Source organism: Pseudomonas sp. Marseille-QA0332, from assembly GCF_054950175.1.
Map to the genome: position 1 here is coordinate 2,375,404 of NZ_CM143106.1, position 14,745 is coordinate 2,390,148.

Annotated in this window: 13 protein-coding genes; 8 read left to right on the forward strand and 5 right to left on the reverse strand. The window is 66.9% G+C overall.

Annotated features, from left to right (window positions below; genetic code table 11):
- Positions 1-20 precede the first annotated feature (20 nt).
- The 3 genes from ACY8GK_RS11060 (at position 21) to ACY8GK_RS11070 (ending at position 3,611) form a co-directional block, all read left to right on the forward strand.
- Positions 21-830, forward strand: a complete 810-nt coding sequence (locus ACY8GK_RS11060) for a cytochrome C assembly family protein (RefSeq protein ID WP_196177754.1) — start codon at positions 21-23, stop codon at positions 828-830.
- A gap of 9 nt (positions 831-839) precedes the next feature.
- Positions 840-2,045 carry a transporter associated domain-containing protein gene (locus ACY8GK_RS11065; RefSeq protein WP_196177756.1) on the forward strand — a complete coding sequence of 402 codons (1,206 nt, stop codon included), beginning with the start codon at positions 840-842 and terminating at the stop codon, positions 2,043-2,045.
- A gap of 261 nt (positions 2,046-2,306) precedes the next feature.
- Complete coding sequence (locus tag ACY8GK_RS11070; protein ID WP_196177758.1) at positions 2,307-3,611, forward strand: MFS transporter; 1,305 nt, start codon at positions 2,307-2,309, stop codon at positions 3,609-3,611.
- A 91-nt stretch (positions 3,612-3,702) separates the two neighbouring features.
- Here the strand turns inward: ACY8GK_RS11070 and purT are convergent, their stop codons facing one another.
- The 5 genes from purT to ACY8GK_RS11095 form a co-directional block, all read right to left on the reverse strand.
- Positions 3,703-4,884, reverse strand: coding sequence for a formate-dependent phosphoribosylglycinamide formyltransferase (purT, locus tag ACY8GK_RS11075; RefSeq protein WP_462401276.1), 1,182 nt, complete (start codon positions 4,882-4,884; stop codon positions 3,703-3,705).
- A gap of 277 nt (positions 4,885-5,161) precedes the next feature.
- Positions 5,162-5,629 (reverse strand): VUT family protein, encoded by a 468-nt coding sequence (locus ACY8GK_RS11080; RefSeq protein WP_196177763.1) that lies wholly within the window; start codon positions 5,627-5,629, stop codon positions 5,162-5,164.
- Positions 5,630-5,689: 60 nt separating this feature from the next.
- Positions 5,690-5,887 carry a DUF1289 domain-containing protein gene (locus ACY8GK_RS11085; protein ID WP_196177765.1) on the reverse strand — a complete coding sequence of 66 codons (198 nt, stop codon included), beginning with the start codon at positions 5,885-5,887 and terminating at the stop codon, positions 5,690-5,692.
- 1 nt (position 5,888) lies between these two features.
- Positions 5,889-6,413 (reverse strand): gamma carbonic anhydrase family protein, encoded by a 525-nt coding sequence (locus ACY8GK_RS11090; protein ID WP_196177767.1) that lies wholly within the window; start codon positions 6,411-6,413, stop codon positions 5,889-5,891.
- Positions 6,414-6,461: 48 nt separating this feature from the next.
- The gene (locus ACY8GK_RS11095) at positions 6,462-7,061 is read right to left on the reverse strand and encodes a CoA pyrophosphatase (protein WP_196177769.1); all 600 of its coding nucleotides are present in this window, start codon (positions 7,059-7,061) and stop codon (positions 6,462-6,464) included.
- A 132-nt stretch (positions 7,062-7,193) separates the two neighbouring features.
- Between ACY8GK_RS11095 and ACY8GK_RS11100 the strand changes: the two genes are divergently transcribed.
- From ACY8GK_RS11100 to ACY8GK_RS11120, 5 genes are all read left to right on the forward strand, one after another.
- On the forward strand, positions 7,194-7,748 hold the full coding sequence (locus ACY8GK_RS11100) for an NUDIX hydrolase (protein ID WP_196177771.1): 555 nt from the start codon (positions 7,194-7,196) through the stop codon (positions 7,746-7,748).
- A gap of 19 nt (positions 7,749-7,767) precedes the next feature.
- Positions 7,768-8,322: a L,D-transpeptidase family protein gene (locus tag ACY8GK_RS11105; RefSeq protein WP_196177773.1), complete on the forward strand. Its 555-nt coding sequence runs from the start codon at positions 7,768-7,770 to the stop codon at positions 8,320-8,322.
- A gap of 152 nt (positions 8,323-8,474) precedes the next feature.
- Complete coding sequence (locus ACY8GK_RS11110) at positions 8,475-9,824, forward strand: ShlB/FhaC/HecB family hemolysin secretion/activation protein (RefSeq protein WP_462401277.1); 1,350 nt, start codon at positions 8,475-8,477, stop codon at positions 9,822-9,824.
- Positions 9,821-10,153 carry a ShlB/FhaC/HecB family hemolysin secretion/activation protein gene (locus ACY8GK_RS11115; RefSeq protein WP_462401278.1) on the forward strand — a complete coding sequence of 111 codons (333 nt, stop codon included), beginning with the start codon at positions 9,821-9,823 and terminating at the stop codon, positions 10,151-10,153. The genes ACY8GK_RS11110 and ACY8GK_RS11115 overlap by 4 nt, the downstream gene beginning before the upstream one ends.
- An 82-nt stretch (positions 10,154-10,235) precedes the next feature.
- Positions 10,236-14,717: a hemagglutinin repeat-containing protein gene (locus ACY8GK_RS11120; RefSeq protein ID WP_462403012.1), complete on the forward strand. Its 4,482-nt coding sequence runs from the start codon at positions 10,236-10,238 to the stop codon at positions 14,715-14,717.
- Positions 14,718-14,745: the final 28 nt, after the last annotated feature.

Genomic DNA, 14,745 nt, shown 5'->3' on the forward strand with positions numbered 1-14,745 from the left:
AGGCTTGCCTACCAGGACTTATGTTCTCCTCACCCAGCCTGCTCCCCAACCTGCTCGCCGCTGGCCTGTATGCCGTGGCGACTTTCCACCAAGGCTCGCGCCTGGCCCGGCGCACCCGCGCCGACACACGACTGCTGGGGCTGCTCGGCGGCGTCGCCGTCCTGGCCCAGGGCACCGCACTGCTGTTCCAGCTCATGACCCCGCTGGGCCTGAGCCTGGACTTCTTCAGTTCCGCCAGCCTGATCGCCATGGCCGTGATCGGCCTGACCCTGCTGGCCTGCCTGCGCATTCCGCTGGAGAACCTGCTCCTGCTGCTCTTCCCGCTGGGCGCGGTGACCGCCCTGCTGGCGCAGTTCGCGCCGCCTGGCACGGTACCGCTGATCGACGAGGCGCCGGGCATCCTGGCGCATATCCTGCTGTCGATCCTGGCCTACGGCCTGTTCACCATGGCCATGTTCCAGGCCCTGCTGTTGCTGCTCCAGGACCGCCAGCTCAAGCACAAGCATCCGTCGGGGCTGATTCGCAACTTCCCGCCCTTGCAGACCATGGAGAGCCTGCTGTTCGGCTTTCTCTGGGCGGGCTGGGGCCTGCTTTCGCTGTCGCTGGTCTCGGGCTGGCTGTTCCTCGAGAACCTGTTCGCCCAGCACCTGGTCCACAAGACCCTGCTGGCCTGTGTCGCCTGGGTGGTGTTCGGCGTGCTGCTGTGGGGGCGCACCCGGCTGGGCTGGCGCGGACACAAGGCGATACGCTGGACCCTGGCCGGCTTCTGCCTGCTGATGCTGGCCTATTTCGGCAGCAAGCTGGTACGCGAATTCATCCTGCACATCTGACCTCACGCCATGGACACTCCCTTGCTCGACCCGCTGCCCGGCATGCTGATCCTGGCACTGCTGTGGTCCATGCTGTTCGCCGCGGTCGACGCGGCGCGCCGCAACGGCGAGCCGCGGCCCCGCCAGGCGCAGGGCGACGAACCCAGGTTGCCGGACCGCGCCGTGGTGCTCGGGGCCGGGCTGGGCAGGCTGCTGGTACTGGGCCTGGCCTGCCTGCTGGGGCAGCGTCATGCTGGCGAACCGGGCTTCTGGCTGGCCGGGCTGGGCGCGATGGCGAGCCTGCAGGTGCTGACCGAATACCTGCCCAGGCGGCTCGCCCGGCGCCACTCGCAAGCCCTGCTCGGTCTCGGGCTGGGCTTGCTCCGGCCGCCGCTGGTGCTGCTGCAGCCGCTGGCCTGGCTGCTCGACGGTTGCGCCAGCTTGCTCCTGCGTCCATTTCATGGCCGTTCCACGCAGGCCGCCATGCCGGCGCTGGAACCTGACGGCTTCGACTCGGCGCACGCCAGTGAACCGGCGCCTGCCGACTTGCGGCATGGGCTCGAGTCCCTGGACCGGATCACCGTCAACGACATCCTGATACCGCGCAGCGAAGTCGACGGAATCAACCTGGACGAGCCGATCGAACGCATCACCGAGCAGTTGGCCGGCAGCACCCATACCCGGCTGCCGGTCTATCACAACGATATCAACCAGGTCGAAGCCGTCCTCAACACCAAACTGGTGAAGCATCTCCTGGCCCCCGGCCGCCTGACCCTGGAAGCGCTCCAGACCGCCTGCCACGAGCCGTACTTCGTCCCCGAGAGCACGCCCTTGCGGCAGCAACTGCTCAACTTCCACAAGCGCCAACGGCGCCTCGGGGTGGTGGTGGACGAGTATGGCGAGGTGCTTGGCATCGTCACGCTGGAGGACATCCTCGAGGAAATCGTCGGTCAGTTCGAGGACGAGCAAGGCCCGGCCAACCCTCATGTCCATCCCCAGCCGGACGGGCGTTACGTCATCGAAGGGGCGGCATCGCTGCGCGAGCTCAACCGCTGCCTGGGCTGGCACCTGCCATGCGACGGCGGCCCGAAGACGCTCAACGGCCTGGTCACCGAAGCGCTCGAGAGCATCCCGGCCAGCGCCGTGTGCCTGAAGGTCGGCCGCTACCGGATGGAAATTCTCGAAACCGAAGACAATCGTGCCAGCAAGGTACTGGTCTGGACCGTGACCCGATAGCTATACTCGGGTCACGCTTACCCAGCCCTGCCGAATCGCCTGCTACCCGCATACGGCGCTCCACGGCCAGTCCGCACGATCGACGCACCTGCAACGCTGTCTCGCCACCCCGAACAGCAGCTGCCCTGCCCTCACCCTCCATGGGCTCCTCGATCTGGCGACCTACAACAATACGCCCCGGCGTGCGCCGGTCGCTGCCCGCTCGCCTGGCAGCCCACGCGCGAACATGCCACCGGGCACACGACTGTCAGGGACTTGCACATGACAACCAGCAGCACCTACGCCGAACCGGCCTCGGCCACGCCTGCCAACTCGCCGGCCCGGGTGGCCACGGCCAGCTTCATCGGCACCGCCATCGAGTTCTACGATTTCTATGTCTATGCCACGGCCGCGGCCCTGGTCATCGGCCCGGTATTCTTCCCGTCAGGTTCGGGCACCGCGCAGATGCTCGCGGCATTCATGACCTTCGGCATCGCCTTCCTGGCCCGACCACTGGGTTCGGCCCTGTTCGGGCATTTTGGCGACCGCATCGGGCGCAAGTCGACCCTGGTCGCCTCGCTGTTGCTGATGGGCGTCTCGACGACCTTGATCGGCGTGCTGCCAGGCTACGACAGCATCGGCATATGGGCGCCGATCATCCTGTGCCTGCTGCGCTTCGGCCAAGGGCTTGGCCTGGGTGGGGAATGGGGCGGCGCGGCTTTGCTGGCCACCGAGAACGCGCCCCAGGGCAAGCGTGCCTGGTTCGGCATGTTCCCTCAGCTGGGCCCCTCGATCGGCTTTCTCGCCGCCAACGGCCTGTTCCTCGGCCTGGCCTTGCTGCTCAGCGACGAACAGTTCCGCGAATGGGGCTGGCGCATTCCGTTCCTGCTCAGCGCGGCGCTGGTCATGGTCGGCCTGTATGTGCGGCTCAAGCTCGAGGAAAGCCCGGTCTTCGCCAAGGCCGTCGCCCGCCACGAGCGGGTGAAGATGCCGGTGGTCGACCTCTTCGCGCGCTATTGGCTGCCAACGCTGCTGGGCGCGGCGGCGATGGTCGTGTGCTACGCGCTGTTCTACATCTCCACGGTGTTTTCGCTGAGCTACGGGGTATCGACCCTTGGCTACAGCCGTGAAAGCTTCCTCGCCATGCTGTGCTTCGCCGTGGTCTTCATGGCCCTGGCCACGCCACTCTCGGCCTGGCTGAGCGATCGCTACGGACGCAAGCCGGTACTGATCATCGGCGGCTTGCTGGCCGTGGCGTCGGGCTTCGCCATGGAGCCGCTGCTGACCTCGGGTTCGACCACCGGGGTGGCGCTGTTCCTGGCGATCGAACTGTTCCTGATGGGCGTGACCTTCGCTCCCATGGGGGCACTGCTGCCAGAGCTGTTCCCGACCCACGTGCGCTACACCGGCGCATCGGCGGCCTACAACCTCGGCGGCATCGTTGGCGCCTCGGCGGCACCCTTCTTCGCCCAGAAGCTGGTCAGCATGGGCGGCCTGAGCTGGGTGGGCGGCTACGTGTCGGCGGCCGCGGTCATCAGCCTGATCGCCGTGCTGTGCCTGAAGGAAACCCGCGACAGCGCACTCTAGGACGCGAACGGCAAGCGGCAAGCCAGAGCAGCGCGCAGGGCATCGGGACCGTGTCTACAAGCCGCGCCGCCTGCCGCTCACCGCGCTGCCCTCAAAGCTCCACGCTGACCGCCTGGGAAGCGCGGGTCGCCTTGGCGCGAGCGGCTTCGATCGACTCGTCGCGCGCCAGGCATACTCCCATGCGGCGCTGGCCGTTGACTTCCGGCTTGCCGAACAGCCGCAGGGCAGTGTCCGGTTCGGCCAGGGCCACGCCGAGGTTGGCGAAGGCGGTCTGCTGCGAATGGCCCTCGACCAGGATCACCGCCGAAGCCGAGGGCCCGAACTGGCGCACCACGGGGATCGGCAGCCCGAGGATGGCACGGGCATGCAGGGCGAACTGCGAAAGGTCTTGGGAAATCAGGGTGACCAGCCCGGTGTCGTGCGGACGTGGCGAAACTTCGCTGAACCATACCTGGTCGCCCTTGACGAACAGCTCGACACCGAACAGGCCGCGTCCGCCCAGCGCATCGGTCACCGCCTTGGCCACTCGCTCCGATTCGGCCAGCGCTTTCGGACTCATGACCTGGGGCTGCCACGACTCCTGGTAGTCGCCGCCTTCCTGGCGGTGCCCGACCGGGGCCAGGAAGGTCGTGCCGCCCACATGACGAACGGTCAGCAAGGTGATTTCGTAGTCGAAGTCGATGAACCCCTCGACGATGACTCGGCCTCTGCCAGCACGCCCGCCCTCCTGGGCGTGATCCCAGGCCTTGCGCAGGTCATCGGCGCTGCGCAGCAGGCTCTGACCCTTGCCCGACGAACTCATCACCGGCTTGACCACGCACGGGTAGCCCAGGTCGGCCACGGCGCGTGCGTAGTCTTCGAAGGTATCGGCGAAATGGTAGGGCGAAGTCGGCAAATCCAGCGCTTCGGCGGCCAGGCGGCGAATGCCCTCGCGGTTCATGGTCAGCTGCGTGGCTCGCGCGGTGGGCACCACGTTGAAGCCTTCGCTTTCGAGCTCCACCAGGGTGGCGGTGGCGATGGCTTCGATTTCCGGCACGATGTAGTGCGGCTTCTCGGCCTCGATCACCGCACGCAATGCGGCACCGTCGAGCATGTCGATCACATGGCTGCGATGGGCGACCTGCATGGCCGGCGCATTGGCGTAGCGGTCCACGGCGATCACCTCGACCCCCAGGCGCTGCAGCTCGATCACCACTTCCTTGCCCAGCTCGCCACAGCCGCAGAGCAGTACACGGGTCGCGGTAGGCGACAAGGGGGTTCCGATACGGGTCATCTCAGGTCCTCGAAGGCATACGGGCGGGCCTGCCACGGGCCAGCCGCTGGGAAGGGAGCGCTATTCTACACGGCAGACGGCCTTTCGGGAGCAGGGAGCAGGCCTGGCCAACCGGCATGTTCGAGGGCGCTTTCCCAGGCTTTGTACGAAAAGAGCCTGCGCGATGATCAGGCTACGTTGAAAACAGGCTCGGAATGCTCATTTACAACCAGTACATTCCGCTTGCTCGCCTGTTTTCGCCTTGGCTGATCGCCACTCGGCGACTTTTCGTACCAGCCTAGCCTGCCAGCGCGCTCCTGCGCGCCCGCCAGGCCATCGCCAGCCAGACCGCGGTCACGCCGGCGAACTTCGACAGGAGCGCGGTGCCGGCAACGACCGGAGTCAGCGCACCGATCATGCCGAAGAAGATCAGCGTATCGACCGGTATGCTCAGGGCCGAGCTCAGCCACAGGCGGTCACGCAGCGGGCGGCGGGTAACGCTGAAGACCAGCCAGTCGATCAGTTCCGAAACGAAGAACGCGGTGGCGCTGGCCAGGGCGATCGCAGGCTCCGAGGTGACGTAGGACAATACCAGTGCCACCAGCATGGCCAGCAAGGCCCCATGGCCGTAGCGGGTCTGGACCATGTCGCGCAGGATGAACACCAGGCCGCCCCAGGCGGACCAGATCACGTCCAGGTGAGGAGCGCTGGAAAAGGCGTAGTTGATCAGCACCACGCTGCTGATATAGGCGATGAGATAGAACATGCAGACGGACCGTAGGGCAAGCCGCACAGGGTACGCCAGTCCCGGCCCGCAGCCAAGGCTTCAGCGGCCGATCAGCAGGCCCGCGGCCCTCGCCCGTTCATGGCACAGTCCAAGCACTGCGCGGCGCTCCTGGTTGTCCATGCGCGCCCAGCGGGTGATCTCCTCCACGCTGCGCTGACAGCCAACGCAGATGTCCTGTTCGTCCAGGGCGCAGATGTTCACGCACGGCGAGCGCACCGGCGTTTCGGTCGCCTCCATGTCAGCCCTCCTGCACGGCCAGATCGCGCGCATAGCGCTCGGCATTGTCGACGTAATGCGCGGCACTGGCCTCGAGCATGCGCTTTTGCGCATCGGTCAGCATCCGCACCACCTTGCCCGGCGAGCCTACCACCAGCGATCCATCGGGGATTTCCTGGCCCTCGGTGATCAGCGCATTGGCGCCAATGATGCAGTGGCTGCCGATCTTCGCGCCGTTGAGCACCACTGCGTTGATCCCGACCAGGCTGTAGTCGTTCACGCTGCAGCCATGCAGCATGGCCTTGTGCCCGACGGTCACGCCCCTGCCCAAGGTCAGTGGCGAGCCCATGTCGGTATGCATCACCGCGCCATCCTGGACATTGCTGTCTTCGCCAATGTCGATCAGTTCGTTGTCACCACGCAGCACCGCGCCGAACCAGACGCTGGCCCGCGCCTGCAGGCGGACCTTGCCGATCAGCACGGCTCCGGGCGCGACCCAACTGCTGGGGTGGGCTTCGACTCGCTGGTCTGCCAGACGGTATTTCATGCATTGCTCCTCGCTGTCACGTCGCGTCATGGACGGCGGCCAGGCCGCTCAGTTGCTGGCCAGGCGCTCAGGTCGACGGTGCAGGCTGATGCCGGCATCGAACCACAGATTGAGCAGCTCGACGATCATCATCGCCGACAGGCCCCAGATACGGTATTCGCCGAAACGATAGCTGGGTATGTACCAGTCGCGCCCCTGGGCATCGACACGGTGGGTATGCTCTTCGGCCGGCTCGCGGAAGAACGTCAGCGGCACGCTGAACACCGCGGCGATCTCGGCATCGTTGGCCTGGTATTCGACATAGTCGGGAATCACTCCGACGAATGGCGTCACCTTCAGTCCATGCAGCGAGACCAGCGGGCTCAGCGGCCCGATCACTTCCACCAGGCCAGGCGGCAGGCCGATTTCTTCCTGTGCCTCGCGCAGCGCGGTGAACACCAGGTCCGGGTCCTCCGGATCGCGCCGACCACCGGGAAAGGCCACTTCGCCACCGTGGGTGGAAAGGCCCTTGGCGCGCAGGGTCAGCACCAGCTCCGGCTCTTCGCTACGGGTGATGGGCAAGAGTACCGCCGCCTCCGGAAGACGCCGATCGATCGTCAACGTGGCGGGGGTATGATCGCTCATTCGGCGAAGAAGCTCGTCCAGCATACGCATTCTCGAATCAAGGCCTGCCTTGCATGATGCACCAAAGCCGCGACGCACCCAAGCCCCGGCCGGCCGGAGGCTTGCAGGGTGGCTGCTCGGCGCGCCAAGATGGGCGTACCAACCAGGAAGCAAAGCATGAAATTCTGCAGCGCGTGCGGTCACCCGGTCATACAGCGGATCCCCGACGGCGACAGCCGCCCACGGTACGTCTGCGACCACTGCCACACCATCCACTACCAGAACCCGAACATCGTCGCCGGGGTGTTGCCGACCTGGGGCAGCCAGGTGCTGCTGTGCCGCCGCGCCATAGAGCCGCGCCGCGGCTACTGGACCCTGCCCGCCGGGTTCATGGAGAACGGCGAGACGCTGGAGCAGGCCGCCCGGCGCGAAACGGTCGAAGAAGCCTGCGCCAGGGTCGGCGAGATGGCCCTGTACCAGTTGTTCGACCTGCCGCACATCAACCAGGTCCACGTGTTCTTTCGCGCGGAATTGACCGACCTGGACTTCGCCATCGGCGTCGAAAGCCTGGAGGTACGCCTGTTCGAGGAACAGGAAGTGCCTTGGGCGGAGCTGGCTTTTCGCACCGTCGCTCGCACATTAGAATGCTACTATCGTGACCGCGTCGGTCGAAACTACCCCATCGGCACCGAATACCTGCCGCCGATGAACGTCTCGTCATCCACCCCTTAAGTTTTCAGGATACCGTTGCATGCGCTGGTTGCTGGCTGTTTTCTGTCTCTGCGTCGCGACTGCGTCCCAGGCCGCCTTCACCGAAACCATCATCCGCAAGCCATTGGCCGCGCCGGATGCGCCACCGCGCAGCCAGCCGTCCGCGCAACCGTTGGTCGACAAGGTGCTGGTGATCAAGTCCGAACGTCGCTTGCAGTTGATCAGCCGTGGCGAGCCGCTCAAGACCTATCGCATATCCCTCGGCAAGCAGCCCAGGGGCGCCAAGGAGCGCGAAGGCGACAAGCGCACGCCCGAAGGTTTCTACTGGCTCGACTGGCGCAAGGCCAGCGACCGCTACAACCTGGCGATGCACATCTCCTATCCCAACATCAGCGATGCCGCGCGCGCGCGCCGCGAGGGCGTGGCGCCCGGCAGCATGATCATGATCCATGGCACGCCGATCGACGAGCAGTACCCCGAGTGGTACTTCCACACCCTGGACTGGACCGAGGGCTGCATCGCCATGCGCAATGTCGACATGCAGGAAGTCTGGAGCCTGGTCAAGGACGGCACGCTGATCGAGATTCGTCCTTGAGGTCCTACTCTGTAGGAAGTTTCTCCAGAAGATACCTACCAGAACGCCACTGCTTGCCGACACGCCTCTAGGCAAGGGACGGCATCCTCGACCAGACGGTCACGCCTAGAGTCCACGCAAACGACCCATACGTCATGTTTGCGGGGATCGCCATGTCCACACACCCCTTTCCTGGGCTCATGCTGCGCCTGCTTCTGCTGGTGGCTTGCGCAGCCATGCCCTCGATCGCCGAGGCCATCGATCCGGCGACCCGACAGCTGCGTGAACGGCAGGCGCAGATCCGCGCGCTCGAGCAGGAGCAAAGGCTGCGCCAGTGGCAGTCGCGCACGCGGCCAACCGATGCCAAGCGGGCAACGCCTGCCCCACCTGCCCATGACCGTTGCTGGCCCATTGCAGGCGCGCGCCTGGTCGGCAACCAAGTGCTGTCGGACCAGGCCCTGAAGGACGTCGTCGGGCCGCTGCTGCGCCCGTGCATGAGCGTTGCCGACATCAATGACCTGCTCAAGGCGATCACCGCGCGCTATATCCGGGCCGGCTATCCCGCCACGCGTCCGTACCTGGCCAGACTGCCGGGAAGCGAGCCAACGCTGGAGGTGATGATCGTCGAGGGCTTCGTCGAATCGATCGAGCTGGCCGAGCCGACCCTGCCCCTTTCCTTGCGCGGGGCCTTTCCCGACCTGCTGGGCGAGCCGCTGCACCTGCCTGCGCTGGAGCAAGGGCTCGACCAGATCAACCGCCTCAAGGCCTTCAGCGTGTCGGCCGACCTGCTGCCTGGCGAGCGGCTGGGTGCCACGCGCCTGGTCATCCAACCCGACAAGCTCGGCAAGCGCTGGCACGCCACGGTACGCCTGGACAACCGGGCAAGCGAGACGACCGGCCGACATCGCGCGACGCTTGGCCTGGCGCTGGATTCGCCCCTGGCACTGAACGACTACCTCGGCCTGTCGTTCAACACCCTGCTTCCCGATGCCAAGGGGCACAGTCAGGGTGCCGGGCTCTACTACAACGTGCCTTACGGGCCCTGGAGCCTGGCACTGGCGCTCAACCGGATCGACTATCGCGCCTCGCCGGACCTGCCCGCGCGCCCCAGCGGCGACAGCCGCTTCGAGAGTCTGGGCGTCAGCCGCATGCTCTGGCGCAACGACAAAGGGCTGCTCGCGGCATCGGCGCGCCTGGACCACAAGCGCCTGGCCAACCGCGTCCGTGGGCGACGGACGGCCGTGCAGAGCACGCGCCTGACCGTCGTCGAGGCGGGCCTGGAATTCTTCTGGCTGCAAGGTGGCGTGTGGAGCGCTCGGCTGGGCGTCTCGCAGGGGCTTGACCACCTGGGGGCCGACGAGGCTCCGCTCAAGCGCAACGCTGCGCAACCGAACTTTCGCAAGTACCGCGCCAGCCTGGCGCGCTTGGATGAAGGCTCTGCCGCACTGCGCTGGCGCTGGCAAAGCGAGCTGGACCTGCAGTACAGCCCCGACAGCCTGCCTGCGGTGGAGCAGTCGCCTTGAGCGACGACATGGCCGTGCGCGGTTTTCGCCAGCGCTACGTCGCCGGTGCCAGCGGCGCCACCTGGCGCAACACGCTCAGCCATCCCCTGCCGTTGCCAGGCCAGCCTGGCATCGAGCTGCGCGTCCACGCCGGGCTGGACCTGGGCTGGAGCCGTTTCGACCACGGTCGCCCGTCCCAGCGCCTGGTCGGCAGCACCCTCGGCTTGCAGCTGACCCTGCCGGGCGCGCGCCTGCGCGTCGATCACCAGCGCGCCTTGCGCGCTCGCCCTGGCGACGGCAAGGCATTGGAACCGGGATTCTGGGTCATGGAGTGGACCTTGGAAATGTGATCATCCACGACAACAGAGAGAACAAGACGTGAAAAAACCTGCCAAGACCTGTTCCGCACGCCCGGACACCCTGCGCTGGGCGATGTTCATGGCCGTGTTCGGCTCGACGCCGGCACTCGCCCAGACTGCGCTGCAGGCCGCCGACGCCCCTGGTGGCACGCCGCTGATCCACGACGCCCATGGCGTACCGGTCATCGCTATCGTGGCGCCCGATGCCAATGGCCTGTCGCACAACCGGTTCCTCGACTACAACGTCGGCCAGCCCGGCCTGGTGCTGAACAACGCCCTGCAGGCCGGCCAGTCGCAGCTGGCCGGCGCACTGGCTGCCAATCCACAGTTCCAGGGCCAGGCTGCCTCGACCATCCTCAACGAGGTGATCAGTCGCAGCGCCTCGCTGATCGAGGGCCCCCAGGAAATCTTCGGCCGTCCCGCCGACTATGTGCTGGCCAACCCCAATGGCATCACGGTCAATGGTGGCAGCTTCATCAACACCACCCGCGCAGGCTTCCTGGTCGGCAAGCCGATCGTCGAGGATGGCCGCCTGAGGTACCTCGACACGCTGCAGGGCGATGGCAGCCTGACCGTGCTGGGCCAAGGCGCAGCCAATCGTGAAGGCGCCCTGGCGTTGATCGCGCCGCGTATCGAGACGCTTGGACCGACCGATGCCGCCACCGAACTCGACATCATCGCCGGACGCAACCGCGTCGATGTCGACGACGGCAGTGTCCTGCGCCACCAGACGGCACCCTCGACCGAACTCGACGCCACCTTGTTCGGCGCCATGCGCGCCGGGCGCGTGCGGGTGGTCAGCACTACCGAAGGGGCCGGGGTGCGCATGCTCAGGACCGACATCCAGGCCCAGGAAGGAATCAGCGTGCGTTCTGCCGGCGGCCTGCATGTCGAAGGCAGCCAGTCCGCGCCGGGCAGGCTGTCCAGCGAACGCGGACAATTGTCGCTCGAGGCCGCCAGGGCCCTGTACATTCGCGACGTGGAAGGCCGGGCCGAAGACATCCGCATCAGTGCTGCCGGCAAGCTGACGCTCGATACCAGGATGCGCGAGCGGATCGACCGGGAGCAGGAGAACTGGAAGAACAAGGCGCTGTTCATCACCTACGAAACCTATGACCGTGAACGCACCCGCACCGAGCGCAAGCACAGCGGCACCGTGCTGCTGGCCAGCGGCGAGGTGAGCCTGAGCTCCGGCAGCGATACCCAGCTCAACGGCGCCAGGATCGAGGCCGGCGGCCTGCTGCAAGTCAGCAGCGCTGGCAAGCTGACGATCGACTCGGCACTCGACAGCATCCGCACCGAGGAAAGCATCCGCCACCGCAAGCACTTGTGGCGTGGCGACCGCGATACCGAGCGCTACCAGCAAAGCAGCCACGCCAGCCAGCTCACCGGCGGTCGGCTAACGCTCGATGCCGGTCACGACGTGGAGATCAGCGGCAGCACCATCGGCAGTAGCGGCGACATGCTCGTCAATGGCAAGGCCATCACCGTGCAGAGCAAGAAGGCCCATGAACGGACTTCCGAAGGCCAGTACCGTGGCGACCTGTTGTCTGGCACCTTCTTCGCTGAGCGCGGCAAGGGCAGCAGCGATGCCGAACGTTCGACCGGAAGCACGATCGAGGCAGCCGGCAGGCTGGAGGTCAGCGCCGACCAGGTCCTGATCAAGGGCAGCAGGGTTCACAGCAAGGGCGATGGCATGGTCTACAGCCGTCAGGGCGGCCTGTCGATCGAGTCGACCCAGGACAGCCAGCACCAGCAGCGACGCGAAGACGATAGCCAGCTGTTCGGCCTGCTCGGCAAGCGCCGCCAGAGCGACGACAATCGACAGCGGATCCTGATCAGCGACGTCTCCTCGAGCACCAATCTGCGCCTGGCCAGCGAAGCGGAAATGAGCGTGCGTGGCAGCAGGGTTTCCGCGCAGCAGCAGTTGCAGTTGCAGGCCAGGGGCAATCTGGAGATCGCCAGTGACCAGGGCACGACCGCCAGCGAATCGGCCGAGCAGAGGCGCACGTTCGCTGCCGACGCCGGTGAAACCCGGCTGGCCGAGGACGGCAAGCCGGGCTCGAAACAATATGCGGCCAGCGTCGGTTACACCGTGCACGACCAGCGCACCCGGAAAACCGACGTCAGCCAGGTGGCCAGCGAACTCGAGGCCGGCCAGATCGCCGTCGACAGCGATGGCCATCTGCAGATCGCCGCTTCCAGGCTGACAGCCAGCGCCGGTCGGCTCGATCTCAAGGCCCAGACCCTCAGCCTGGACGCCCGCCACGACCAGCGCACCTCGCGCAGCGAACAGACCGAGACCGGCGGCGGCCTCGCCGTGACCGGCGGCATGGACCGGCTCGGCAGCGCCTTCGAAGGCCATCGCCAGCGACACGACGAACAGGTAAGCGAAACCCAGGCCAGGCGCACGGAGCTGAGCGCAAGCGGCGACATCGGCATCCAGGCCCGCCACGTGACCAACGAGGCAGCACGCATCGATGCCGACGGACAGTTGCAAGTCAACGCCGAAACCGTCGACAACCGAGCCGCCGAGGACACCTACCGACGCCAGGAGAACCGCAATGACTGGCGCGCCAGCTTGGGGGCCAGCGTCGAATACCGGGACGTGACGCGCCCGGTGGAACGCCTGGTCAATGGCCAGGAGGCCGCGCGCTTCCAGCAGGCCGGAGCCGAGGATGCCATGGCGCCGCCGAGCATCGGGGCCGACGCGACCGTCGCGCACCTCCGGCGCCAGGCGATCGAGCAGCGCGGCACGGCCCAGGTCAGCGAGCTCGCCGGCACCAGCGTCAAGCTCGACGCTGGCACCCTGAACGACGAAGGCACGGCCTACCAGGCGCGGGCAGGCGCCCTGCAGATCGAGGCGCAGCAGCACACCCTGCTGGCCGCCAGGGATACCACCAGCAACAGTGTCGAACGCCTGGCCATCGATGCCGACCTGCGCGGCGACACCAGTACCGGCCAGGACCTCAACGCCCGTCTGGCCGGCAAAGGCGGCTCGCTGGACAAGCACGCCGAGACCAGCACGGCGCGGCCGGGCAGCCTGTACGGCCAGGCCGGCATCCAGGTCCAGCTCGGCAGCGACGGCAAGTACGAGGGCAGCCTCATCGACGGTGGCGACGGCGCTGTACGGATCGCCAGCCAAGGCAAGCTGCAACTGCTCCAGGCCAGCGACCGGACTGCCGAACAGCTCGACCAGCTCGACGGCAATGGCTGGATCAAGGGCGGCAACCGTCCGACCCATGTCGGCGGCGAGGGGCGCGCCTACCTGGACCGCAGCCACGCGCAACGCCTCGATACCCAGGCCCGGGTAGCCCAGCTCGATGCCAAGGGCAAGGTCGAGCTCAGCAGCGCTGGCGACATGCTGCTCGAGGGCTCGCGTATCGGCAGCCGCGAACGCCCGGTCGAGGCGATCAGCCTGGACAGCGGCGGCCTGCTCGAGGTGCTTGCCGCCAACGACACCCACCAAGCCAAGGGTTCGGTGCTCGGCGGCGGCCTGGAAGTTTCGCTCAAGCAAGGCCAGGCCAACGGCGGCAGCCTCGGCGGACATTTCACCGCCGCGCGCACCGACGAGCAGAGCCGCACGGCGCAGGATGCCAGCTTCACCGCCAAGGGCAGCAGCACCATGACCAGCCAGGCCCGTGAAGATCAGGCGCTGCACCTGCAGGGTGTACGCGTGGCGGCGACGCGGATCGACCTGCAAGCGCCCAAGGGCGGCCTGCTCGTCGAAGGCTCCACGAGCCAGGAACATCGGGACAACCTGGCGCTCACCGCCGGTGCTGGCCTGGCCATGAACAAGACCGCGACGCCCGAGAAGGACAGCCGCGGCCTGCATGGCCGGGTCCAGGTGGAGCTGGACAGGCGTGACAACCTGACCCATGCCAGCGCTGAGCTGCGCGCTGATCGCGTCACGCTGTCCAGCCTGGGCGATACCCGCCTGGAAGACCTGCAGGTGCAGGCCGGGCGCGTGACCGGCCAGGTCGGCGCGGACCTGCTGCTGGCCAGTCGCAAGGACAGCGTCGACAGCCTGACGGTCAAGGCCGACGCTCGCCTGAGCCAGGAAAAGAACCCCCAGGGCTACACCAATGCGGTCGCCGCCCTGGCTGGGCCCGCCGCAGGCAAGGTCACGGAAAAGGTCGGCCCCGCCCTGAGCAAGGTCGAGCCAGGCTTCTCGCCAACCGTGAAGGTCGATGTCTCGCATGTGCAACGCGATACCGTGGCTACCCAGAGCACGCTCAACGGGCGCGATGGCATCGAGCTGCAGGTGGGCGGCGCTACCCGTCTGGTCGGCGCCCGGCTGCAATCGGCCAACGGCAGTGTCGAGCTGCAGAGCGCATCGCTTGCCAAGCAGAGCCTTTCCGGCCGCGACTATCGCCGCGATGTCGGGATAGACGGCTCCAATGCACCGGTCGACCTCGGCACCGCCATCGCCGACGTCGTCAGGAACAAGGGCGCGGCCGATGGCGAGAATGCCCTTGACATGGGCCTGCTGCGCACCAGCGGGCATAGCCGGAACGAGCAATGGCCGGCGCATGTCCAGGGCAAGGAGGGGTAAGCGAGCGGCGAGTCGCAAGCTGCAAGCC

Coding starts and splice junctions, on each gene's coding strand:
- ACY8GK_RS11060 (WP_196177754.1), top strand. CDS start 21: ATGTTCTCCTCACCCAGCCTGCTCCCCAACCTGCTCGCCGCTGGCCTG.
- ACY8GK_RS11065 (WP_196177756.1), top strand. CDS start 840: ATGGACACTCCCTTGCTCGACCCGCTGCCCGGCATGCTGATCCTGGCA.
- ACY8GK_RS11070 (WP_196177758.1), top strand. CDS start 2,307: ATGACAACCAGCAGCACCTACGCCGAACCGGCCTCGGCCACGCCTGCC.
- purT (WP_462401276.1), bottom strand. CDS start 4,884: ATGACCCGTATCGGAACCCCCTTGTCGCCTACCGCGACCCGTGTACTG.
- ACY8GK_RS11080 (WP_196177763.1), bottom strand. CDS start 5,629: ATGTTCTATCTCATCGCCTATATCAGCAGCGTGGTGCTGATCAACTAC.
- ACY8GK_RS11085 (WP_196177765.1), bottom strand. CDS start 5,887: ATGGAGGCGACCGAAACGCCGGTGCGCTCGCCGTGCGTGAACATCTGC.
- ACY8GK_RS11090 (WP_196177767.1), bottom strand. CDS start 6,413: ATGAAATACCGTCTGGCAGACCAGCGAGTCGAAGCCCACCCCAGCAGT.
- ACY8GK_RS11095 (WP_196177769.1), bottom strand. CDS start 7,061: ATGCTGGACGAGCTTCTTCGCCGAATGAGCGATCATACCCCCGCCACG.
- ACY8GK_RS11100 (WP_196177771.1), top strand. CDS start 7,194: ATGAAATTCTGCAGCGCGTGCGGTCACCCGGTCATACAGCGGATCCCC.
- ACY8GK_RS11105 (WP_196177773.1), top strand. CDS start 7,768: ATGCGCTGGTTGCTGGCTGTTTTCTGTCTCTGCGTCGCGACTGCGTCC.
- ACY8GK_RS11110 (WP_462401277.1), top strand. CDS start 8,475: ATGTCCACACACCCCTTTCCTGGGCTCATGCTGCGCCTGCTTCTGCTG.
- ACY8GK_RS11120 (WP_462403012.1), top strand. CDS start 10,236: ATGTTCATGGCCGTGTTCGGCTCGACGCCGGCACTCGCCCAGACTGCG.